The 23,210-nt window shown below is 40.7% G+C and carries 19 protein-coding genes; all 19 read right to left on the bottom strand.

From position 1 onward, the window contains the following. Positions 1 to 118: 118 nt before the first annotated feature. The 19 genes from MHB83_RS13285 to MHB83_RS13195 all read right to left on the bottom strand — a co-directional run bounded on the left by MHB83_RS13285 (position 119) and on the right by MHB83_RS13195 (position 23,171). Entirely contained in the window at positions 119 to 553 is a 435-nt protein-coding gene (locus tag MHB83_RS13285) for a RicAFT regulatory complex protein RicA family protein (RefSeq protein WP_003211238.1), read from the bottom strand. A 1-nt stretch (position 554) separates the two neighbouring features. Further along, the gene (gene miaB, locus MHB83_RS13280; RefSeq protein WP_012010025.1) at positions 555 to 2,081 is read right to left on the bottom strand and encodes a tRNA (N6-isopentenyl adenosine(37)-C2)-methylthiotransferase MiaB; all 1,527 of its coding nucleotides are present in this window, start codon (positions 2,079 to 2,081) and stop codon (positions 555 to 557) included. Positions 2,082 to 2,171: 90 nt separating this feature from the next. Further along, positions 2,172 to 3,278: a DUF3578 domain-containing protein gene (locus MHB83_RS13275; RefSeq protein WP_342496387.1), complete on the bottom strand. Its 1,107-nt coding sequence runs from the start codon at positions 3,276 to 3,278 to the stop codon at positions 2,172 to 2,174. Positions 3,279 to 3,388: 110 nt separating this feature from the next. After that, positions 3,389 to 4,570, bottom strand: a complete 1,182-nt coding sequence (locus MHB83_RS13270) for a glycine C-acetyltransferase (RefSeq protein WP_342496386.1) — start codon at positions 4,568 to 4,570, stop codon at positions 3,389 to 3,391. Next, entirely contained in the window at positions 4,567 to 5,631 is a 1,065-nt protein-coding gene (gene tdh / locus MHB83_RS13265; protein ID WP_106035501.1) for an L-threonine 3-dehydrogenase, read from the bottom strand. Before tdh ends, MHB83_RS13270 begins: the two co-directional genes overlap by 4 nt. 174 nt (positions 5,632 to 5,805) lie before the next feature. Next, positions 5,806 to 8,850, bottom strand: a complete 3,045-nt coding sequence (locus tag MHB83_RS13260) for an efflux RND transporter permease subunit (RefSeq protein WP_342496385.1) — start codon at positions 8,848 to 8,850, stop codon at positions 5,806 to 5,808. Positions 8,851 to 9,052: 202 nt separating this feature from the next. Then, positions 9,053 to 9,313, bottom strand: coding sequence for a stage V sporulation protein SpoVS (gene spoVS, locus MHB83_RS13255; RefSeq protein WP_003211281.1), 261 nt, complete (start codon positions 9,311 to 9,313; stop codon positions 9,053 to 9,055). A gap of 201 nt (positions 9,314 to 9,514) precedes the next feature. Continuing rightward, positions 9,515 to 10,309, bottom strand: a complete 795-nt coding sequence (locus tag MHB83_RS13250; protein WP_003212177.1) for a TIGR00282 family metallophosphoesterase — start codon at positions 10,307 to 10,309, stop codon at positions 9,515 to 9,517. 88 nt (positions 10,310 to 10,397) lie between these two features. Beyond that, on the bottom strand, positions 10,398 to 11,960 hold the full coding sequence (gene rny, locus MHB83_RS13245) for a ribonuclease Y (protein ID WP_003211958.1): 1,563 nt from the start codon (positions 11,958 to 11,960) through the stop codon (positions 10,398 to 10,400). A gap of 233 nt (positions 11,961 to 12,193) precedes the next feature. Continuing rightward, on the bottom strand, positions 12,194 to 13,369 hold the full coding sequence (locus MHB83_RS13240; RefSeq protein ID WP_335355776.1) for a serine hydrolase domain-containing protein: 1,176 nt from the start codon (positions 13,367 to 13,369) through the stop codon (positions 12,194 to 12,196). Positions 13,370 to 13,510: 141 nt separating this feature from the next. Beyond that, on the bottom strand, positions 13,511 to 14,548 hold the full coding sequence (gene recA, locus MHB83_RS13235) for a recombinase RecA (protein WP_050944976.1): 1,038 nt from the start codon (positions 14,546 to 14,548) through the stop codon (positions 13,511 to 13,513). A 176-nt stretch (positions 14,549 to 14,724) separates the two neighbouring features. After that, positions 14,725 to 15,975: a competence/damage-inducible protein A gene (locus MHB83_RS13230; RefSeq protein ID WP_034620034.1), complete on the bottom strand. Its 1,251-nt coding sequence runs from the start codon at positions 15,973 to 15,975 to the stop codon at positions 14,725 to 14,727. A gap of 16 nt (positions 15,976 to 15,991) precedes the next feature. Continuing rightward, positions 15,992 to 16,573, bottom strand: a complete 582-nt coding sequence (gene pgsA, locus MHB83_RS13225) for a CDP-diacylglycerol--glycerol-3-phosphate 3-phosphatidyltransferase (protein ID WP_003211136.1) — start codon at positions 16,571 to 16,573, stop codon at positions 15,992 to 15,994. Between the two features lie 75 nt (positions 16,574 to 16,648). Beyond that, a complete protein-coding gene (locus MHB83_RS13220; RefSeq protein WP_003212257.1) occupies positions 16,649 to 17,560 on the bottom strand; it encodes a helix-turn-helix domain-containing protein in 912 nt (303 codons plus the stop codon). 23 nt (positions 17,561 to 17,583) lie between these two features. Beyond that, positions 17,584 to 18,375 (bottom strand): DUF3388 domain-containing protein, encoded by a 792-nt coding sequence (locus MHB83_RS13215; RefSeq protein WP_003211480.1) that lies wholly within the window; start codon positions 18,373 to 18,375, stop codon positions 17,584 to 17,586. Positions 18,376 to 18,506: 131 nt separating this feature from the next. Continuing rightward, positions 18,507 to 18,764: a DUF3243 domain-containing protein gene (locus MHB83_RS13210; protein ID WP_003211590.1), complete on the bottom strand. Its 258-nt coding sequence runs from the start codon at positions 18,762 to 18,764 to the stop codon at positions 18,507 to 18,509. A 73-nt stretch (positions 18,765 to 18,837) separates the two neighbouring features. Further along, complete coding sequence (locus MHB83_RS13205; RefSeq protein ID WP_137054613.1) at positions 18,838 to 19,566, bottom strand: SDR family oxidoreductase; 729 nt, start codon at positions 19,564 to 19,566, stop codon at positions 18,838 to 18,840. 31 nt (positions 19,567 to 19,597) lie between these two features. Beyond that, a complete protein-coding gene (locus tag MHB83_RS13200) occupies positions 19,598 to 22,717 on the bottom strand; it encodes an MMPL family transporter (protein WP_050944982.1) in 3,120 nt (1,039 codons plus the stop codon). After that, positions 22,695 to 23,171 (bottom strand): MarR family transcriptional regulator, encoded by a 477-nt coding sequence (locus tag MHB83_RS13195; RefSeq protein WP_003212512.1) that lies wholly within the window; start codon positions 23,169 to 23,171, stop codon positions 22,695 to 22,697. Before MHB83_RS13195 ends, MHB83_RS13200 begins: the two co-directional genes overlap by 23 nt. Positions 23,172 to 23,210 lie beyond the last annotated feature (39 nt).

The following is a 23,210-nucleotide window of genomic DNA, read 5'->3' as shown; positions in this document are numbered from 1 at the left end:
AGTTGGAGAGTGAGAGATTTTGGGGTGACGAAACAAGAAGTAGAATGGGAAGTGTGATTTTTGTTCTTTCAAAAAATGATGATAGCAAAACAAAAAACCCCGCATTTGCGGGGTTTTCTCATTTAATGGAGCAACTTGGTGATGAGTTTTTCACTTTTGAACCGGTTTCTCCTAATAAGAGGTCACCGCCGGTTGAAAGAATGATTTCATCTGTTACTTGATTAGAAATCGTATGCGCTACGAGCTGAAGCAGGGAATTGACTTCCACTTGTGATTCTTTGAATTCTTGAATCACCGGGATTTCATCCAGTTCTTCTTGCAGGGCATCGATTTTTTCTTCGACTTGCTTTAAGGCTTCATGTTTGCCGTAATGCTTTAAATTCACAGCTTGTTTTTGAAGCGCCTTAATTTGATTAATAATCGTTGAAATTTTTGTATTTTCATTGATTTGCGCTTCTGCTTTCTTGAAGAAATCAACTTCTTCTGTTTCAGAAATCATTTTAGCGAGCTCTCTTGCGCGCTCGACAATCTCTTTTTTTGAATAAAGTGTCATTTTAATTCACCTCGATAGCTTCTCCAACCATTTCTCCGTCAAGAGACCAAGTTTTGGCTTGTGTGATTTTCACTTTGACGATGTTGCCAATCGCTTCTTTTGGTGCTTTAAAATTCACAAGCTTGCTTTTACTTGTATATCCGGCTAGGATTTCAGGGTTGTTTTTACTTTCACCCTCTACTAATACTTCGACAGTCTGCCCTTCATATTCCTTCATTTTTTTCGCAGAAATTTCATTCACGAGGGCATTCAGGCGCTGCAGACGTTCTTTTTTCACATGCATTGGCACGTTGTCTTGCATTTTCGCTGCTGGTGTTCCTTCTCTTGGAGAGTAAATGAACGTATAAGCAGCGTCAAACTCAACCTCGCGATAGAGGGAAAGTGTTTCTTCAAACTGCTCATCTGTCTCATTTGGGAACCCAACAATAATATCCGTTGTTAATGAAGCATTTGGCATCGCTTCTTTGATTTTGCGCACAAGATCAAGGTAACGCTCACGGTCATATTTTCTCGCCATAAGCTTCAAGACAGAAGAACTGCCGGATTGAACTGGCAAATGAATATGATCGAGAAGGTTCCCACCCTTAGCAAGCACTTCAATTAAGTGATCGTCAAAGTCACGCGGGTGGCTTGTTGTAAAACGGATACGCGGAATATCGATTTTACGCAGCTCATCCATCAAGTGTCCAAGACCATATTCCATGTCTTCAAAATCTTTTCCGTACGCATTCACGTTTTGACCAAGAAGGGTAATTTCCTTATATCCTTCTGCCGCTAAACGTCTGACCTCTTGAATAATTTCATCAGGGCGGCGGCTTCTTTCTTTACCGCGTGTGTAAGGGACGATACAGTATGTACAGAATTTATCACAACCGTACATAATATTCACCCAGCCCTTAATTTTTCCTTGGCGGGCTCTCGGAAGGTTTTCAATGACATCGCCTTCTTTTGACCAAACCTCAATGACCATTTCTTTTGAAAGATAGCATTCAGATAACAGCTCTGGCAGGCGGTGAATGTTGTGTGTACCGAAAATCAAATCAACAAATGGATGTTTCTTCAAAATACGGTTGACGACAGATTCCTCTTGAGACATACATCCGCAGACTCCTAAAATTAAATCTGGCTTTTCACGCTTTAATGCTTTTAAATGACCAAGCTCTCCGAACACTTTGTTTTCCGCATTCTCACGAATTGCACAAGTGTTTAATAAGATGACATTTGCATCCTCCGTTGAGTTTGTCGGTTCATAACCAAGCGCCATAAAAATACCAGCCATCACTTCTGTGTCATGCTCATTCATTTGACAGCCATATGTGCGAATATAAAACTTGCGCCCGTTTCCTAACCCTTGAAAACGCTCGTCAATTTGAAATTGATTGTATTCGACTTCTTCTTTACCCCGTTTTTTTGCATCTTTTAAGGAAGGCGGAATGTACACAGCTTCAAAATACTGGCTATAGTCCTTCTCGGATTTTTTGTCCGATGAACTTACTTGTCCGCTCGCTTTTCTCTGCTCTTCATTCATGAATTTGTACTCCTTTCAAACCAAGCTCCACCCTACAGTATAGACTATTTTGTGATGAATTGAAAATAAATTCATACGTGCCACCACTTTTCAATCCACACGAATTTTGCATGAATATTGAGTAGGTTTCAGATGTAGATCGTCTTTACCTAAAGGGTTTTGTATTTCTTTGACAATCTTCATATGCTGTGTCCCGACACTCTCAACTAAAGTAATCACATATGATTCTTTTTCCTCTTCTGCTACCATTCTTTCTTGTTCAGATAAGAAGAATGGAAAGTCTTGGTGAGTCAGTTTAGATCCTTTTACTTCTATGAGCTTCTCTTTTCCATCGGGGTAATAAGATTTGATATCAAATCCATGACCATCTTCCGTCTCAGCCACCCAATCGACAGCTTCCGCTAATTGTTCCCGACCCACTGCTTTTAATTGCTCTACTTCCTTACGATAAACAAATTTCTCTGCTATTCTACCTGTCTCTTCGTTTTGCTTTGCTCTTTCTTCTCTTAATTGTTTATAAACATCTCTATGAATGATTCTTTTTCGTTTTATACTCTTTTTAATTTTTGTGTCTATAAAAAGATCAGGACTCGAATAAATTTCGAAAATAAAATCGTAAAAGAATTCATTCAAGTTATATATATCCTTTAAAAATTTTTGTTGATTAAATGTATTGATATTATACCTTTTAAAAACCAATGAACCTGCTGCGTACTTTATTGGCCTATCAGATTCTCCTAGGTAAAAATCACCTATTTCAAATCCTTTTAAATTAGGACTACTCTCCAATTGTGGTATTAGTCGTTCTCGCCAAACTTCGGCTTCATATTTAATCTTTTTGAGAGATAAATTTTCAGTACCTAATCCAATCGATAAATAAAAGTCTTTGCCGTTATTAGCGAATAAAATAACTATATATAATCCTTTTTGTGTTGTTGTTTTATTAGTTTTTTGATTCTTTGTTAATAGCTGATCTAGAAATGCTATCCAAATAGATTCTGCAACTTTTCCATTTCCTGTAGATGCTTTAATATCGATCCTATCCAAATTCCTCATATGACGTTTTTCTAATTCATAACGAATGTTGTTTGGGATTTCTTTATTAAACATGTTGTGAAAAGGGTGATTCTTATCTGTTCTCCCTTTGTTCTTATAATCTAAAAATTGCTCATAAAAATTTTCTTTATTAAATAACATTTGTCTCACCACTTACCTCAATAGATCTTTTTACATACATTATACATAACAAACGGTAGATTTGATGAAATATGGAAAGAATAGTGCAAAAAAAGAGAGCCTGCGCTCTCTCAATCAAGTATGTTCAGTTTTTTTGCTTCTTCTTCGATGATCGTCAGTGCACGGTCCAGTTCTTCTTTTGTGTGCTCTGCTGTGATGATGGCTCTAATTCTCGCTTTTCCTTTTGCTACAGTTGGGAAAGCGATGCCCTGGGCAAACACGCCTCGGTCTATTAAAGCCTTTGAAAAGCGAAACGTAAGAGCTTCGTCTCCAATCATAATTGGAATAATTGGTGTTTCTGTCGGAGCAACTTGAAATCCAAGGCTGACGACTTTTTCTTTGAAATAGGCGGCGTTTTCCCAGAGTGTGCTAATTCGCTCTGGTTCGTCTAACAGCACTTCAATCGCTTCTTCACACGCTCTAGTCACAGCTGGCGGATGCGAGGTGCTGAATAAAAACGGTCTTGCTTTATGCTTTAAATAATCAATCAAAACGGCTGATCCCGCTACATAGCCGCCGAGCACTCCGACAGCCTTACTAAGTGTCCCAACCTGAATATGCACTCTGCCGTCGAGCTTGAAATGGTTGACTGTCCCGCGGCCATTTTCACCAAGCACGCCCGAGGCATGTGCATCGTCTACCATCACAAATGCATCATATGCTTCTGCGAGCCTGACAATCTCAGGAAGTGGCGCAATATCTCCATCCATCGAGAACACACCGTCTGTGACGATGAGACGAACGCGGTAATTCATAGATTTCTTTAAAATTTTCTCAAGCTCTTCCATATTGGAATGACCATATACTTTTTTATCTGCTTTTGTTAACCGAATGCCGTCAATGATTGAGGCATGATTCAGTTCATCTGAAATCACAATATCATCTTTTGTCAGGATACTTGATAAGACCCCTTGATTGGTCGTAAAGCCTGATTGGAATACAAGGGCTGCCTCGGTCTTTTTAAATGCAGCGAGCTTTTTTTCAAGACGTTCGTGCATCGTCATTGTGCCAGCGATTGTTCGTACCGACCCCGTACCAGCACCGAATTCATCAATGGCCTCTTTTGCCGCTTTCATCAGCCTTGGATGTGAGGTGAGGCCTAAGTAGTTATTTGAGGAGAGCTGTATGACAGGTTGTTCATTTAATGTCACAGTGGATGATTGTTTTGAGTCAATCTCTTTCAATGTTTGGTGAGTGCCTTGCTGCTTCATTGTTTCCAATTCATCTTGTAAATACGTGAATTCTTTCATCATTTCTTCCCCCTTTGATTTGATGGCATCATCAGTACGACCTTTCCGCACATCCCATTTCTCATGAGTTCAAATCCCTTTTCGAACTGTTCAAATGGTAGTGTATGGGTGACAACTGGCTTGACATCGATGGTATTTGTTCTTAATAACTCAGATACTTGACGCCACGTTTCAAACATTTTTCTCCCCGTGATCCCTTGCACGGTTAATCCCCTAAAAACAATTTGATTCGTAATGTCAATTGTCACTGGTCGTTCTGGCAAGCTTAGTATATTGATTTTCCCTCCATTTGCACAAGCTTCGAGAGCTTGATTAATGGCAACTGGATGTCCTGACATCTCGCATATCACATCTGCCCCCTCCATCCGCGTGAACTGCTTAATCACCTCAACAGGATCATCTTTTCCAATATCCACGATATGGTCTGCTCCCATTTCCCGGGCAAGATTCAGCCTGTATTCGTTTTGATCGACAGCAAACACTTGGACAGCACCGGAAGCTTTCGCGACGGCGATCGCCATTAAACCGATTGGTCCGCAGCCAAAAATCGCCACTGACTTACCTGAAACAGGTGTGTGCAGCACTGTATGAACCGCATTGCCAAGCGGCTCTTGAATAGACGCAAGCTCTACTGGCATTTGAGCTGGATTGTGCCACACATTTTGTTCAGGTACTTTGACATATTCAGCAAAACAGCCGTCAATGTCTACTCCTAAAATTTTCGTTTCATTGCACAAGTGCTGTTGACCTGTTAAACACATAGAGCACTGATTACATACAACATGTGTCTCTGCCGATACAAAATCCCCTACTTTTGCACGTGAGACTTGTTTCCCCGTCTTGACAACTTCCCCTGTAAATTCATGTCCAAAAATGTAGGGCGCTTTAACTCTTCCCTTTGCCCAGTCATCCCAATTATAAATATGCACGTCTGTTCCGCATATCGAAGTGGCTTTCACCTGAATCAATACTTCATGATCATTGATTTCTGGAATCGGCATCTCCATCAGCACCGCTCCGTAAGCGCTTTCTTTTTTAACAATTGCTTTCATCGTTCCACACATGACGTACAACCCCTTTGTTAAAAAACTTCTCCCAATGAGATTTTAACACGTCTTTTTTTCGTCGTAAATACCATTGTCTACTGTAAAAAGACAAATGAGCACTCCACATATTTTTTTGGATATTTTTCTAAAAAAAAAGCAAATCCCCATAGAAAAGGAGATTTACTTTTTGACTCACCGTCTTTTTGAAACGGCAATATATAAGGCTGGCACAATTAATAGTGTCAAAATTGTTGAGAAAAAGACACCCGATACAATGCAGATTGCCAGCGGCTTAAAGAGCGGATCATTACTTAATGCTACAGGCATTAGGGCAACAAGTGCCGTAAATGCTGTTAGTAAAATTGGCCTAATCCTTGCTCTTCCCGCTTCAATGACAGCTGTCTGTTGATCGAATCCCTGCTTACGCCGCTGCTCAATAAATTCGAACAAGACAACCGCATTTCGGACCACGATACCAGCTAATGAGACAATTCCCATTGTTGCCATAAAGCTGAACGGCGTTTGTGTGACAAATAGTCCGATAACAGCTCCAGATATCGCTAAGTAAACCGTTCCTAGAACTAATAGTGGAAGCATCAATGAATTGAACTGGAAAGCGATGGTCACATAAATGAGAAGCAAGACAACCCCAAATAAGAGACTAATTTCAATAAAGAACTTGGTTTGATCTTCATTTTCTCCGCCTTGAGAAATAGCTAGATCCTTCGCTGCATCTGTTTTTCCTACTTGATCGACGACTTCTTTCATGTCGTCTTTAAACGACTCTGACGTGCCAGGGTACGCCTTCAGCGTAATGGTCGGAATTCCATTTTCATGTGGAATGCTTTCGTACTGCTCTGTTTCTTTTTCTTTTACATATCGGCTAAGTGGCTCGAGTGAAGGCATACCGCCTTCATTTGAATTGACAGGCACTTTTATTTTGTTTAGCTTTAATCCATTTTGATGTGTACCTACATCCTGTTTGACCACTAAATCGATATCTTTTGTTCCTTGTTTAAAGCTGCCTAATGGCATGCCTTCTGTCACAAGACCGAGCTGTCTGCTGACAAGCTGAGCGCTGAGGCCATCCTCTGCCATTCGGTCACGGTTTAGTTCAAAGGAGATCGTTTTTACCGGCTGATTGACATCGTCAGTGATCAAGCTCGCTCCTTTTTCTTTCATTTCACTTGTGAGCGTTTCTTTGACATCAATGAGCTTTGCAAAAGAGTCACCCGCAACGGTTACTGTCACAGGTGCACCAGTTGGAGGTCCTTGAACAATGGTTTTCATAAAGATATCAGCATCTTTAAATTTCTTACGCAATGGCTCTGTCATACGATCGATCAATTGTTTACTCGTCATCTGATCATTGTCTACTCTCACGACAACCTGACCAGTATGATCACTTGCATTTGAGATACTTTCATTAAACAGGTTCGGTACACCGCCGCCTGCAAAGATCGCCGTCTCTTCAATGCCTTTCTGCTGTTTTATCTCTTGTTCTATTTTCTCTAATGTTTCATTTGTTTTGTCTAATGTTGTTTCACTTGGAAGTGTGACAGTGACAACCACTTCTTTCTTATTCGCTGCAGGGAAAAATTCAAATGGTGTGACGAAAATCAATAAAAAGGCAAGCGTTGCAACAAGCAAACCACTTAAGCCAATAAGCAGCGGACGCTTCACAATGTTCGTCAGCACACGGTCTGCATAAAAATCAGCTAATTTTTTTAACGGTTTGCCTAGGAATCCTGGCTCTTTTTGAATTTTCTTGTTCTGTCTTTTTCGGTTCACAGTATATTGATAGACTGGCACTAGTGTCAGAGAAATTACCATAGACGCAAGTACAGTCGTTACGAGGACAGACGGTAATGCTCGTATAAATGAACCGTTTGCACCTGATAGGAAAACAAGTGGCAAGAAAGCAAACACAACCGCAAGTGTTGAGGTCAAAATAGACCCTGCAACTTCTTTGACCCCTGCAATCGTTCCTTTCAGCGGACTTTCATATTTTTTCATCTGCCTTAAAATATTATCGTTGACGACAATGGCATCATCGACAAGTATTCCTAGGGCAATGATAAATCCGATAATCGATATCTGATTGAGGTCCACTTGTAAAAATGGCAGCGGAATCGTTCCGATTGTGATTGATAATGGGATGGCAAGTGAAACGATGAACGCACCGCCAATGGTCAGACCAAGTGTGGTGACAACAATAACAGCGATGACCGCAACAATGGCTTCTTTTATCAAATCATTAAAAATGGCATCCACTTCACTTTTTTGTGAATAGTAGTTTACCCACTCGACACCACTTGGAAGCTGCTTCTCTTTCTCAATAACATCACTGACTTTGTCATACATTTTAGGAATATCAAGCCCTGGTTTGATATTGACTGTAAATGAATAGGCAGGCTTTCCGTTATACGACACAATGTCACTTTTCTCTTTTTCTACTTCTTTTAAGCTGCCAAGCTGACTGATTGTGACCGGTTCACGGTTCGTTTTGGCGAAAAGCTCAAGCTTTTTCACTTGATTCAAACGGTCGTAGGCATCGATGGACAGCTTAACCTTCTCGCCGCCTGTCCGAATGTCGCCTAGTGGAGATGTGTCAAATTCCTGATTGATGGCATTTGTGACATCCGTTACACTTAACCCTTCATCCTCCAGTTTACTTGAATCTAAGTTTAATACCGCTTGTTTGTCATTGAATCCTTTGATGACGACACTGTCTACCCCATTGATGTCCTCAACCTTTTCCTTCAACGCACGCAGCGATTCCTGACTTTTTGCTAAGTCTGCTGATTGACTTGCCACAGCCATATAAGAACCAACCGGCACGCTGCCAAACTCATCCTTTACATCAGGCTCCATCACTCCATCAGGAAAGGACGACGCAGCACTTGTGGTTTCGTTCTTAATTTGACTTGCCACCTTTTGAAAGTCGGCTTGATCATCAATTTCAAGCACAATATTTGAAAACCCAATGGCAGAAACAGAGCTCGTTTTCTCTACACCATTGATATCAGATATGGCTGATTCGAGCTTATTGGTTACATCACTTTCCACCTGTTTTGCATCCGCACCTGGGAACACGGTGGAAATCGTGATGATATTCGCTTGGAATTCTGGCAGTTCTCGCTTAGGAAGCTGTGTAAATAAATAGCCGCCAGCAATGAGAACAATAAAAAATAAAATAAAAACAAGCTTTCCTCTTTTCAAAAAAGCTTCAACCATTATTTCACCTACTTAAATATTTATTTTTGATGAAGTATTTTTAACTTAATCTTAATTTATCATCATGGTGAAAAAATGCAAGCTCTAATATGTCATTTTTATCTATTTCATGAACTGAATATGTTATATAAGAAATGTATAGTGGTAAACAAAAACAACCTGCTTACATGATGTAAGCAGGTTGAAAATAATAAAATTAGAATTATCGTGGCTCAACAATCAATTTGATGGCTGTTCTTTCTTCTCCATCGATAAGAATGTCAGTAAAGGCTGGAATGCATATCAAATCCACTCCACTTGGTGCAACAAATCCCCTTGCTATGGCTACAGCCTTGACCGCCTGATTCAGCGCTCCAGCGCCGATTGCTTGTATTTCCGCTGCACCGCGTTCACGTAAAACGCCTGCTAATGCTCCTGCTACTGAATTCGGATTTGACTTTGCTGACACTTTTAAAATTTCCATTTCTGCTCCCCCTTAAATTTACAATGGATAAGTGAGTGTTCATTAGAACAATCTTTGTTAGATGATGCTATTTTTTGAAAATCCATCCCCAAAATGTTTTTCAAAAATAGCAGGCTACCTACCATTTTTACTATATTCACGATAGAGGGCGCATATTCCTTCTTTCTGATTAATATTTTTCTGAAATAAATATGTGAACATTTATTCAAAGAAAATATGGTCATCATTTATCAAAATTCGATCAATTTTGACAGCTTTTTTCGACTGTTCGTCAATTTCTACGATTACTGCACTTAATGTCGTGCGTCCTTCCGCAATCTCAAAACGGACTGGAAGACTCGTTTTGAATCGTTTAATAATCGTCTCCCGATCAACACCTAAAATGCCATCATAAGGTCCTGTCATCCCCACATCTGAAATATACGCAGTTCCTTTTGGCAAAACGCGGTTATCTGCTGTTTGAACATGTGTATGCGTTCCAACGACACATGATGCACGGCCGTCTGTATACCAGCCCATCGCTAGCTTTTCACTTGTGGCTTCACCATGAAAATCAATAAAAATGAACGGTGTACGTTTAGATGCTTCCGCAATTAACTCGTCTACTTTTTGAAATGGGCAGTCAAGTGGGGGTAAAAAAGTACGTCCTTGCAGGTTGATGACGGCTAATTCTTTCCCTTGTTTTTTGATAAACGTAAGACCTTTACCAGGTGTACCTTCTGGGAAGTTCGCCGGACGAACCATGTTGGCTGCGTCATCAATGAAATCAAAAATGTCTCTTTTATCCCATGTATGGTTGCCCATTGTGAGCACGTCAGCTCCTGCTTGCAGCAGTTCATGATAGATTTTTTCAGTGATCCCTTTTCCATGAGCAGCATTTTCTCCATTGACAATGGTAAAGTGGGGCTGATATTTCTTCTTTAGCTTTGGCAAGTATTCTTTCAGTGTGTCTCGTCCAGGTGAACCGACAATATCTCCAACAAATAATATTTTCATGCGCTTTGAACCCTTTCTCTTATAAATTGACTTCTTATCAGTGTTGCATATTTACACAAAAAAATAAAGCGGCGCTAAGCGCACCGCTCTATTTTGCATACTCTACTGCGCGAGTTTCTCGAATGACCGTCACTTTAATGTGACCAGGGTAATCGAGCTCGTCCTCAATCCGCTTACGAATATCCCTTGCTAGACGGTGAGCTTCAAGATCATTAATTGAATCCGGCTTCACCATAATACGTACTTCACGTCCAGCCTGTATCGCAAACGATTTTTCAACACCTTCATAAGATTCAGAGATATCTTCTAATTTCTCAAGTCTCCGAATGTAATTTTCAAGCGTCTCACTTCGTGCACCAGGGCGTGCTGCAGATAATGCATCTGCTGCCGCAACAAGAACAGCGATAATAGATGTCGGTTCTTGGTCACCGTGGTGAGAGGCAATACTGTTGATGACAACAGGATGCTCTTTATATTTCGTCGCAAGCTCAACGCCAATTTCTACGTGGCTTCCTTCTACTTCATGATCAATGGCTTTTCCAATGTCATGCAGAAGACCTGCTCGTTTTGCAAGCTTTGCATCTTCTCCAAGCTCTGAAGCCATGAGACCTGCAAGATGTGCAACCTCAATTGAATGCTTCAGGACATTTTGTCCATAACTTGTACGGAATTTTAAGCGACCGAGAATCTTGATGAGATCCGGATGCAGACCGTGAACTCCGACTTCGAATGTCGTTTGCTCACCCATCTCACGGATATAATCATCGACTTCACGGCGTGATTTTTCCACCATTTCTTCAATTCGTGCAGGATGAATGCGGCCATCCTGGACTAGCTTGTCCAGAGCTATCCTCGCTGTTTCACGTCTAATCGGATCAAAGCCCGATAGGATAACAGCTTCAGGTGTATCATCTATGATCAAGTCAATACCTGTTAACGTTTCTAACGTACGGATATTTCGTCCTTCACGTCCGATAATACGACCTTTCATCTCATCATTTGGAAGATTGACTACAGATACCGTCGTTTCAGCTACATGATCAGCTGCACAACGCTGTAACGCAAGTGAAAGAATATTTTTCGCCTTTTTATCAGCCTCTTCTTTCGCTCGGTTTTCAGATTCTTTCGTCATGACTGCAATGTCGTGGGAAAGCTCATTTTCAACTTGATCCAGAATGATTTGTTTCGCTTCATCTCGAGTTAAACTTGAAATACGTTCCAACTCTGCTTTCTGCAAACGAATCATATCATCCACTTTGCTTTCCATCTCTTCAATATGTTGTTGTCGTTCATTCAGAGAATGATCTCTCTTCTCCAACAGGGACTCCCGTTTATCTAAAGATTCATCTTTGCGATCAAGATTTTCCTCTTTTTGAAGTAAACGGTTTTCTTGTCTTTGAAGCTCATTACGTCTTTCACGAACTTCTTGCTCCGCCTCTACACGAAAGGAATGAATTTCATCTTTCGCTTCCAAGAGCGCTTCTTTCTTCAATGCTTCCGCATCACGCTTTGCATCCTCAACAATTTGTTCGGCCATGTTTCTTGCGCCGGATATTTTTGCTTCTGCAATGGTTTTACGAACAAAGTAGCCAACAACTAAACAGATTAGGCTCAGCAAAATGGAGATGATCGTAAACATCGTAGGCGACATATTTTCACCTCCTCTTGCTATGAACTTGGTTTTACAAATAAAGTGTCGGCATGTACATTGTTTTGTGTCTCAACATACAGGGCCTTCACAGGGAATGAGATCCTCACTGCCCTTGTCAAGTTTAAATTAGTTATCAATCATGTTAAGAAAAACAAGTGATACATTTCCATTGTAATTGTGTCGGAAATACTTGTCAAGCTTGCTATCTTAACGTTTGCAAAAGCAGATCAGAATTATTCTTGATTCAGCAGCTGATATATTATATTGTTCACTTGGCCCAGTTTCGTGTTATTTTGAATGTTTGACAACAATACAACAATGGTTTGTCCAGATTTGCTAAAGCTGTTCAAAATGTTGAAACCCGGCATGACACCATGGTTTGAATAGCTGCCGGGAGCAACATAAAATCCCATTCCGTATGTGGAGCTGCTTCCTGGCGTAAACATCTTTTTATAGCTCTTCTGCGAATACAGTTTGCCGTCTATCAGTGCTTGGTCAAATTTGCACATATCTATAGCACTCATATAAATATCTCCAGCACCATACAGCTGAGATAGATCAGGCATATACGGTGTAACCATTCTGCCGCCTTTCAGTTTATACCCTACAGCAGGATAAGGGTTTTTTTCATATGTTTTGTAAAAACCTGCATGCGTCATTCCTGCCGGTTTAAAAATATGATTCGTTATATATTGTTCATAGGACTCACCGCTTACTTTAGCAACAATATAAGCAAGAACAGAATAGTTGGAATCCTTGTATTCCCATACGCCCGGCTGACGATTAATTCCCTGACGTTCTATATCTTTTATTAAATTGTCCGGAGTAATTGCGCCGTTTCCTTCAATATGTCCGTTTATTCCCGATGTATGTGTAAGTAGATTTTTCAAGGTAATCTTTTGTCCGTTAGGGAAATGAGGTAAATACATGCTTACCGGATCACTTGTCTGAAGTTTCCCCTTTTCCTCAAGCTGCAAAATAGCGGTTGCTATCAGCGCTTTTTGTGACGAACCGACATAAAAAGATGTCAATGGATTATTTTGAATTTTTTGTTTACGGTCTGCATAACCAAAACCTTTATTTGTTACGATTTCTCCATTTTTAACCATCATGGCTGTTCCGCTGAAACCGATCTCATTTAAATAGCTGCTGATATTTTGATTGCGGTCTACTGTTTTGATTTGTTCCTCTGATTTTTTGACGGTTTTCTTTTTGACTTCTTTTTTCTGGCTAGTACTTGAAGCTGCTGCAGTTTGTTGAAACGGGTTGTTCTCTTCACTATTTCGATGAAGCACATTCCACATCGCTAAGTAAATCATCGCTGCTAAAAAAACAAGCACAAGTTTTCCCCTCTGATTTGGTTTTCTCTGTCTGCGTTTTGCAGTTCTACTGCGGGTTGGGCTTGTCATTACCTTTTCCTCCCAAAATAAATCCCATTTTATATTTTAGACGGATGAAGTACTGAAAAAGTTGTCGAAAGTTTTTTGCAAAATAAAAAAGGCTGAGTTTTTTCACCCAGCCTTTTGTATCATTTCATACTGATTTTATTTTTATTCTAATTCTTCTAGCGCCTCTTCAGCTTCCTGCTGCGCTACTCCGTTATTATCCAAGCCGTAATGTTCGCGAATTTGCTCCTGAATCATTAGCATGATATCTTTGTTTTCTTTCAGGAACTGTTTCGCATTTTCGCGGCCTTGTCCAAGACGTTCCTCTTGGTAAGAATACCAAGCACCGCTCTTTTGTACGATATCTAGTTCGCTTCCAAGGTCGATGATTTCGCCCTCTTTTGAAATTCCTTCACCGTACATAATGTCTACTTCTGCAATACGGAATGGCGGTGCTACTTTGTTTTTCACTACTTTAATTCTCGTTTTATTCCCCATAATGTCATTGCCCTGCTTCAGCTGTTCAGCACGGCGCACTTCTAAACGAACAGATGAATAGAACTTCAGCGCACGTCCACCTGGCGTTGTTTCAGGGTTACCGAACATGACCCCAACTTTTTCACGAATTTGGTTAATAAAGATGGCAATGGTTTTTGATTTATTAATGGCACCAGATAGTTTACGAAGTGCTTGGGACATCAAACGTGCTTGTAGACCAACGTGTGAATCACCCATGTCTCCTTCAATCTCTGCTTTTGGTACAAGAGCAGCTACTGAGTCAATAACAACAATGTCAACTGCACCACTGCGGACAAGAGCTTCTGCAATTTCAAGTGCTTGTTCTCCTGTATCAGGCTGAGAAAGTAACAACTCATCAATATTGACACCTAGTTTTTGAGCGTAAACTGGATCGAGCGCATGCTCTGCATCAATAAATGCAGCTTGTCCTCCCTGCTGCTGAACCTCGGCAATGGCATGAAGTGCTACTGTCGTTTTACCAGAACTCTCTGGACCATATACTTCAATAATACGGCCACGAGGATATCCACCTATTCCTAGTGCAGTATCAAGTGCTAACGAACCACTCGGTACTGTTGAAATACGTGTATCTGTTCGCTCTCCTAGTTTCATAATAGAGCCTTTACCAAACTGTTTTTCTATTTGTTTAAGAGCCATATCTAAGGCTGCTTGACGATCACTCATTCTATTGTTTCCTCCTTTATCAATTCCACTATCTATACTATACCTTGTTTCACCTCATTTGCCAAGAAAAAAACGAACACATATTCGATTTTTTCTTAGCAGATTTTTAAGAAAAGAGTGATTTCTATTAGAAAAAACACTCTTTTATAAAGGAGTAAACCTAACAAAAAACAAAATTAACTTTCTTTTAATAAATTCAGCAAGTGATGCAGTCCGTATTTCACAGCGCGCTTTCGAATGCCCGACCGGCTTCCTGTAAACATCCATTCAAACACGTCTGTATGGTCTTTCGTAGATAGCCCGATGAACACTTTTCCGACAGGCTGTCCCTCGTGGGTATCAGGGCCTGCTACACCCGTAAAGCTAATGCCAATATCACTTCCCGTAAGCTTTCTAGCACCTTCAGCAAGCTCTAAAGCACACTCTTTGCTAACAGCACCATGAGAAGACAATGTTTCCTCACGGCAGCCAAGCACCTGCTGTTTGACTTGGTTTGTATAACAAACGATACTGCCGCTTAAAATCGACGATGCACCTTCAAGATCTGTCAGCCATTCAGAAAACATTCCGCCTGTCAGGCTCTCAGCCGCTGCCACTGTTTTCCCGTGTTCGTGCAGAGCCTTGGAGGCTTCACGGACAAGTGATGTATCACCATACCCGTAGAAGTACTCTCCTACACGCGCTAAAATTTTCGCTTCCGTCTCTTTTAACAGACGCTCCGTTTCTTTTTCATCCTTATGCTTAGCCGTGAGCCTAAGTGTCACTTCACCGTCAGATGCGAGAGGTGCAATCGTTGGGTTGGTTTGAGCATCAATTAAATCTTCTAGGTCTGTTTCAAGCTGTGATTCACCGATTCCGAAAAAGCGAAGAACAACAGACACGATTTTTTCCTTCAAATCCAGTTTCTCAGATATCAGCGGCTTCGCCTCGTTCTCAAACATTGGATGCAGTTCACTTGGCGGACCAGGAAGAAGCATATAAAACGTATCGTTTTCTTGAATAAACATACCTGGAGCCATTCCAAACCGGTTCACGAGCACATCAGATCCTTCTAGGACGAGTGCCTGCTTCCGGTTATTCGGTGACATGTCTCGTCCAGTCTTTCGAAAGTATTCTTGAATGGATTCAAATGCTTCTTCATTTAGCACGAGCTCTTTTCCAAGCGTACTCGCGATGGTTTCTTTTGTTAAATCATCTTTCGTTGGTCCAAGACCACCTGAGAAGATAATAAAATTCGATCTTTCCTGCGCCACTTGAATGGCCCTTTTTAAACGCTCTGGATTGTCACCAACTGCTGTATGGTAATAAACATTCACACCAATTTCAGCCAGCTGTTTGCTGATGAATTGTGCATTCGTATTCGTAATTTGCCCTAGCAAAAGTTCGGAACCGACTGCAATAATTTCTGCTTTTCTCTCTGACTTCAAAGCGTACACGTCCTTTTTAGTTAGCATTCTTTAAAGCTTCCCAGTTTTTCACAAAGTAATCCCAGCCTGACACAACAGTGAAGAACACTGCTACCCACATCGCAAGGTCACCAAATGGGAATGATACAAGTTCGAACGGCAGGTTATGCAATAGAAGAGCTGAAATCGCAATGATTTGCGCCCATGTTTTCACTTTTCCAAGCATATTAGCTGCTACCACTTCACCGCCTCCAGCTAGTACAAGCCTTAGACCAGTTACAGCAAATTCACGGCTAATGATCACAATCGCCATCCATGCCGGCGTGAGGTTGTACTGAACAAGTATAATTAAAGCAGCTGAAACAAGCAATTTATCTGCAAGCGGATCTAAAAATTTACCAAAATTCGTCACTAAGTTCAGTTTACGCGCATAGTACCCATCAATCCAGTCCGTTGTCGAAGCAACAATAAACAGGATTGCTCCAACAAGATGTGTCACTTCGATGCTGACGTGACCAAAACGCGCAACGCCCCAATCTAAAGGTGCAAGCATAATAATCATAAAAACAGGGATCAAGGCGATCCTAGAAAGAGTTATTTTATTCGGTAAGTTAAACATGAATTTCAATCCTCCAATAAGCCATTTTTTTATGTATATATAATAGTAGGAACAAAAGAAAAGTCATCTACTTGCTTAAGATGACTTTTCCTTTCCTTTATTCACAATCACAATGTTTTGTGTCATGGTGTTCTTAGGGTCTAATTCGTACTTAAGCGTCTCGTCATTCACCTTAATATCAATTCCAGTCGCATTGCCTAGACGGATATCGACCTGAGAGAGCTCAGACAAGTCTGTTTTAAACGATTCGCCATCTTTAAGTTCACCCATTTTCAGCACTTTTCCAGATTCGTCTCTGACGCGCAGCCAAGAAGCTTTTGTAGCAGAAATGGTTAACTCCATCTCATCTGCGCCTGACACTTCATACGTTGTCGTTGAGCCTTCTGTATTCGCTGCCTTCAAAGAGACCGTTTCATCGTCTTTGGATGAATCCTTTGATGAGTCATCTTTTTTAGATGATTTTTCTTGATCATCTGACGAAGCTTTTTCTTTTTTCTTTTGATCCTTGGCAAGAGATGAATCCTCAGATACTTCATACTTAGATTCTGACTGCTGAGGAGCCGTCTGGTTGTTCTTCTGTCCGCTATCATGATTGACCGCCTGCACGATGACATAAATGATCGCGATGACCACAAGGACGCCTCCAATAATCAAGATGGTCGGCAGCAGCTCAAGCACCTTCGAGGCAGGCTTAGGCAGCTCTCTTTGCGGCTTAATATTTGATAATTTATCAGATACTTCATCGTTATATGTGCTCGGCACATCTTTACGAAATTCTTCGAACAATTGTTCAGGATTTAGTCCAACGGCTTCGGCATATTGTTTAATAAATGCTCTGACGTAAAATTTACCTGGAATAATATCATAGTTTCCTTGTTCGATTGCTAGCAAGTAGCGCTTTTGGATTTTGGTCACCGTCTGAAGATCCTCCAGCGACATCCCTTTTTCCTCTCTGGCCTCAATGAGCCGTTTTCCCAATTCAGTCAAAACAAACACCTACCATTACCATATTAAAAATCGAAGCCAGAAAAACCAGAATGATCAAACACTTGTGGTTCTTCAGCGTGCTCATATGTAATCTCTTCGTCTGCACTATTACGCAATTCAATGATATAGTCGAAATCATCCATTGTATATTCTGAATTTTGAATAAAGATGTCTGGATGCTCAACTACTTTTGTTGCCGGCAGTCTCATAATTTCTCTTAAAAGCTGCAAGTGCTTCTCAGAACCTCTTCGCGTCGACACAATACCATCAATAATAAAGACGTTATCTGGGCTGTATTCATCCGCAATCAGCTGACTTCGGATCGTCTGTTTCAAAAGAGTCGACGATACAAATAGCCATCTCTTGCTGGCACATACACTTGAAGCCACAATTGATTCTGTTTTTCCGACACGCGGCATCCCGCGAATCCCAATCAATTTATGTCCTTCTTTTTTAAATAGTTCTGCCATAAAATCAACAAGAAGACCAAGCTCGTCCCTTTCAAATCGGAACGTCTTTTTGTCATCTGCATCACGCTGAATATATCTGCCGTGACGAACCGCTAAGCGGTCACGAAGTTTTGGCTGTCTTAATTTCGTTACTTTTATCGTTTCCATTGTATTTAAAATTGATTCAAGGCGCTTAATTTGATCTGTATGGTCACAGCGCAAAAGCATTCCGCGTCTTGATACATCAACACCATTAATTGTCACAATATTAATTGAAAGCATCCCCATTAGAGATGAAATGTCTCCTAAAAGTCCGGGACGGTTTACCTGTATCTCATATTCAAAATACCATTCGAGCTTTGCCAAATGATATTACCCCCTTCATTGTGGCAAATTTTTACCTTCCTATATCATAAAGCATTTTCACATTTTTAGAAAGCACAATGTTGTGAAACAGTTAAAATAAAAAGAGAGGCACAAACGACCCCTCTTTTTGTTTAGTGCGAGCTATTATTTTCAACCAGTTTGACCATCATATTGGCAATTGCGCGCTGCTCATCTTCTGATGCAACGCTCCAAAGGTCAGCAAGTACTCTTTCTTGCTCGTTCTTTGCTTCAACTTCGTTAGCTAAATATCCGCCAATTTCATACGCAAGGTTATTGATGGTATCATCTTTTAAGCCTTTATCCTGCGCATGATTTAAGCGGTCACCTAAAAAGTTTTTCCAATGGTCCCAGTTCTCAAGTACTGACATGTCGATTCCTCCATTCGAAAAGATGAATTACAGCCATAGCTTTTGTCATGGAGTTACGAATTATACACGTTATTTAACAGTACCAGCCTCCATTAACGGATAAAATTTGACCTGTCATATAACTTGACTGCTTTGAGGCGAGAAACCAAATGACATCTGCAATCTCCTCAGGTGATGCAAGCCGGCCAAGCGGGATTTCTTCCTCCAGCATGTCAATATCTTCTTGTGTGAAGCTTTTCATCATGTCTGTATGGACAGCACCTGGCGAAACAGCATTTGCTCTAATTCCACTTGGGGCAAGCTCTTTTGCCAGACCTTTAATAAACGCATTTTGCGCCCCCTTTACCATGCTATACAGCACTTCACACGATGCACCTGTTTCTCCCCATATTGAGCTTACCGCAACAATATGACCTGCTTTTTTTTGAATCATGGCTGGCAATAGGTGCTGGGTGAGCTCATATGGACTTGTGACATGAAGCTGCACCATACTGGCTAATACGTCTTTTTCTGTATCTGTCACTAATCCGACATGACTCTTACCGCTATTTAATACAAGAATATCTGGACATACAGGCAGACGGCTGACGAGCTCATCTGCTCCGCCCGTTTTAGCTAAATCCGCTTGAACGACATGCGTCTGAATATGACATGTTTCTTCCAGCTCAGCGGCAAGCTGAACGGCTGTCTGTTCATTTTTGTGATAATGGATTATCACATGGCAGCCTTCCTGGGCAAGCTTTTTTGCCGCAGCCTGCCCAATCCCGCCACTGGCTCCTGTTATCAGCGCCCAACGACTCATCACATGGATTCCTACTTTCTATTTGAAATATCTATTCTTTTCGTTTAAATGGGAACCAGTTCGCTGATCCGAACAATTTCACCATCACAGGTACGAACAATGGTAGCACAACGAGTGCGTACAGCAAAAGTCCTGTGAGAACAAGTGTTGCAATCTGCAGGAGAGACAGCACTCCTGAAGGAAGCATGGCTGCAAATGTTCCTGCCAAAATAACAGCAGCAGACATAATGACAGAGCCCATATTCTTCATTGATTCGGTCATCGCAAACTGAATGTCTTTTGTTTTGTATTCATTGAACCTCTCCATTAAGAAAATCGAATAATCGACTCCGAGCGCCATTAATATGACAAATCCAAAGAATGGAACCGCCCAGTTAATGCCCGGATATCCGAAGAAATGAGTGAAAATAAATTCTGTCATTCCGATAGCTGTAAAGTAAGTCAAAATAAGTGAACCTACCAAGTACAGCGGCATCACAAGCGAACGGAACAGGATCACCAGGATGAGGAAAATACCGATCATCATGTAAAGAACCGTCTTATTGAAATCTTGGTCTGACAGCTGTTTTAAATCAGCGTTCATACTTGATACACCTGAAACGCCGAATGATGCATCTTTTAAATTCGTTTCAGGAAGTGCCCGCTCGACAGAAGCTTCTACTTGTTTGATCGTCGACATGGCTTCGTTGCCATATGGATTTTTTTCTAAAATGACATCAATCTTTGTCATCTTGCGGTCATCCGACATGTATGAATCAAACACTTGCTTGAATGCTTTGTTTTTCAGCACGTCTTTTGGGATAAACCAGCCGGCCATGTCTTGATCTGGTGCATTTTTCAGTTCGTCTAAGTAGTCACCTGCACCCATTAATCCGCTTGAAATTTTCTCTAAGCCATCGACGCTTTTGTTCAGCCCATCTGTCAGTTTGGTCAGGTTATCACCAAAGCCGCCAATCTTTTCTTTCATTTGTTTTTGACCATCAATCACTTGCCCGGCACCATTAGCAAGCTTTGGCATATTATCAGCTATTTGCCCTTGACCTTTAGACGTTTTATCCAATCCAGTTTCAATTGCATCTAAGCCAGCAACGAGTTCATCGATTTGACTCGTCAAAACTTTTTGCTGCTCTCTAGCTTTTGCGATAAAGGCATCCGCTGCTTCAAGCTGTTTTCTAGCTTCTTTCGCTTGTTTGGCATAGCTGTCTGCCTGTTTCGCCCCTTCTTGCAAGGTCGTAGAAAGTTCATTATATGAAGCTTTGATGGCTTGATACGATTGATTTTCTTTCACTTGCGGAATTTGTTTTTCAAGTGTACTAAATTGTTTATTTGCTTGTGTGATTAATGCTTTTACATCTGCTGCGGCAGAGGAGGACGTATCCACCTTCGCTAATGCTGCCTTTAATTCTCTGGAAATGCTTTTATATAGCGACACTTGCTGATTTACTTGTGCGACTTGAGTCGTTAATTCTTTTTTCGCACCTTTAATTTTTTCTTTAATCTGTGCAACACCGTTTTTGTTTTGAGCGATTCCGCCTTGTAAATCTCTTAACGATTTTTCGATGTTTTGAATGCCTGTTTTCACTGATTCTGTACCAGAAATCAATTTGTTAATGCCTTTTCCAGATGATTTGATTTGCGGCGTTTGATCCTCAATGGATTGACTCATTGTCGTCAGTGCATCTTGGATTTTTTTCAAGCCTTCATTACTTTTATCAAGTCCGGTATTTAGTTCTTTTGCTTGTGATTTCACGTATAGATCACTCAGCCCTTTACCGACAGGACGTGTCGCACTTCTCACTTTACTTACGCCATCTGTTTGTTCAATTGCACGGCTGAGTTTTTCAACAGCAATCAGCCCTTTATTGTTGTCTAACAGATCAGCTGATTTCACGACAATCGTTGCAGGTAGAGCTTCTCCTGGCCCAAATTTGTCGGAAATCGTATTGAATGCATTGACTGATTCATATTTATTACCGATTTCATCTAAGCTGTTATAAGAAAGCGTTCCTTTATACATGAGAATGGGCGGAAGCGTAATGATTCCTACGATTAATAAACTGAAAAGTGGTTTTTTAAATGAAAAGCGTCCTGCTGTTTCCCACATTTTTGACTGCGGATGCGCAATATCACCTTTAATCGGCCAAAATAACACTTTACCTAAAACCGCCATAAAGAACGGAACAATCGTGAGAAGCGCCACAATGAGCACAGCAACACCAACTGCTACTGCAACAGCTGATTTATAGAGCTGAAACTGTGCCAGGCCAATACATGTAAAACCGATGAGCACAGCAATTCCGCTGAATAAAACAGTCTTTCCTGCTGTTTTATACGTAATGAGAATTGCCTCAATTTTATCTTTACCGTGTGCGATTTCTTCTTTAAAGCGGCTGAGAAGTAGAATGCAGTAGTCCGTTCCTATTCCAAACATGATCGCGACCATGAAAATTTGGGTAAAGGTCGAGAGCGGGAAGTCGAGATATTTAACTAAATAAGCCACGATGGATTGACTCACCAAGTAAGACAGAGCTACTGCGACTAATGGAACGAAAGGCGCCACAGCTGATCTAAAGACAAGGACAAGAACGATGAGAATAAACCCAATCGTAATGAACTCTGTTTTCTTCAGACCTTCTTGCGAGCTTGTGATCACGTCATCATCAATTAACGGCTGTCCTGTCATTTCATATGTTAGATTTAAGCTCTTCAGCTTTTCATTGACTCTTTCTTTAAAATCGGAAGCTTTGATTTTGTTTGAGTCATATGTAACTGGAACAAGGAGCGTCGTGCGATCTTTAGAAAGCATCTGTTTTTTGATATCTTTATTGGCGTCAAAATAAGAAGTGATGTCCTCGACATGTAGATCTTGGTCCTTTTCTAAAATCTCCATTGCCTTTTTTAAAGATGTTTCTCTTTCTTTGACGATGTTCTTTTCTTGAAAGACAATGACAATTGATTTTTCTGTATCACCGTTTTCAGACATTTTCTTTAATAACTGATTTGCATATGAGGACGGATAGCCGTCTGGTACTGAAATTTGCCCTTTTTCTTTTGTTAATTGCGCCATATTAGGGGCGGTGATGAGTAACACTGCCGCTAATACGATCCATAAAATCGTGATCAGCCATCTACCCTTTATGATTGCTCTCATTAGTACTTTGTGCCTCCTCTTCGATGATTACTTGATAGATCTTTTCATATGTTTGAATAAATGATTCCATTTCTTTTTCTTCCAGCTTTTCAAAATAAGATCGAACGAGATCCTGAAGCTGCTTTTCCATTCGGCTGACCACATCTTTGCCCTCTGGCGTGACGTAAAGGTGAACATTTCTTCGATCGGCTTTATCGTGCTCACGGACAATATAGTTTTTTGTAAAAAGACGATTGGTCATGGAGGTTACCGCACTTTTATTCACATTGCATACATTTGCAAGGTCAGTAGACGTACATCCAGGATGTAAATTGATGTATCGAAGCGAGTAATACTGATCAAGCGTCAGCTCTTTATCAAGCTTTTCCGTGATCATACTCGATACCTTTTTTTCCATCATAAGATAGACGTCTGCATATCTCTGAATGAGCTGTGCAATTTTATTTTGTTCCATACGCTGCTCCTTTTTTAGTTTAAGTGTTTAACTATTAAA

It is taken from the genome of Bacillus sp. FSL K6-3149 (genome assembly GCF_038630515.1).
Lineage (GTDB): Bacteria > Bacillota > Bacilli > Bacillales > Bacillaceae > Bacillus > Bacillus pumilus.
Note: the sequence above shows the minus strand (reverse complement) of the source record. Positions and strands in the feature narration are given on the sequence as shown.

Coding starts and splice junctions, on each gene's coding strand:
- recA (WP_050944976.1), bottom strand. CDS start 14,548: ATGAGTGATCGTCAAGCAGCCTTAGATATGGCTCTTAAACAAATAGAA.
- MHB83_RS13210 (WP_003211590.1), bottom strand. CDS start 18,764: ATGTCAGTACTTGAGAACTGGGACCATTGGAAAAACTTTTTAGGTGAC.
- MHB83_RS13250 (WP_003212177.1), bottom strand. CDS start 10,309: ATGAAAATATTATTTGTTGGAGATATTGTCGGTTCACCTGGACGAGAC.
- pgsA (WP_003211136.1), bottom strand. CDS start 16,573: ATGTTTAACTTACCGAATAAAATAACTCTTTCTAGGATCGCCTTGATC.
- MHB83_RS13200 (WP_050944982.1), bottom strand. CDS start 22,717: ATGAGAGCAATCATAAAGGGTAGATGGCTGATCACGATTTTATGGATC.
- MHB83_RS13240 (WP_335355776.1), bottom strand. CDS start 13,369: ATGACAAGCCCAACCCGCAGTAGAACTGCAAAACGCAGACAGAGAAAA.
- miaB (WP_012010025.1), bottom strand. CDS start 2,081: ATGAATGAAGAGCAGAGAAAAGCGAGCGGACAAGTAAGTTCATCGGAC.
- MHB83_RS13270 (WP_342496386.1), bottom strand. CDS start 4,570: ATGATGAAAGAATTCACGTATTTACAAGATGAATTGGAAACAATGAAG.
- rny (WP_003211958.1), bottom strand. CDS start 11,960: ATGTCGCCTACGATGTTTACGATCATCTCCATTTTGCTGAGCCTAATC.
- MHB83_RS13260 (WP_342496385.1), bottom strand. CDS start 8,850: ATGGTTGAAGCTTTTTTGAAAAGAGGAAAGCTTGTTTTTATTTTATTT.
- MHB83_RS13195 (WP_003212512.1), bottom strand. CDS start 23,171: ATGGAACAAAATAAAATTGCACAGCTCATTCAGAGATATGCAGACGTC.
- spoVS (WP_003211281.1), bottom strand. CDS start 9,313: ATGGAAATTTTAAAAGTGTCAGCAAAGTCAAATCCGAATTCAGTAGCA.
- tdh (WP_106035501.1), bottom strand. CDS start 5,631: ATGTGTGGAACGATGAAAGCAATTGTTAAAAAAGAAAGCGCTTACGGA.
- MHB83_RS13275 (WP_342496387.1), bottom strand. CDS start 3,278: ATGTTATTTAATAAAGAAAATTTTTATGAGCAATTTTTAGATTATAAG.
- MHB83_RS13285 (WP_003211238.1), bottom strand. CDS start 553: ATGACACTTTATTCAAAAAAAGAGATTGTCGAGCGCGCAAGAGAGCTC.
- MHB83_RS13205 (WP_137054613.1), bottom strand. CDS start 19,566: ATGAGTCGTTGGGCGCTGATAACAGGAGCCAGTGGCGGGATTGGGCAG.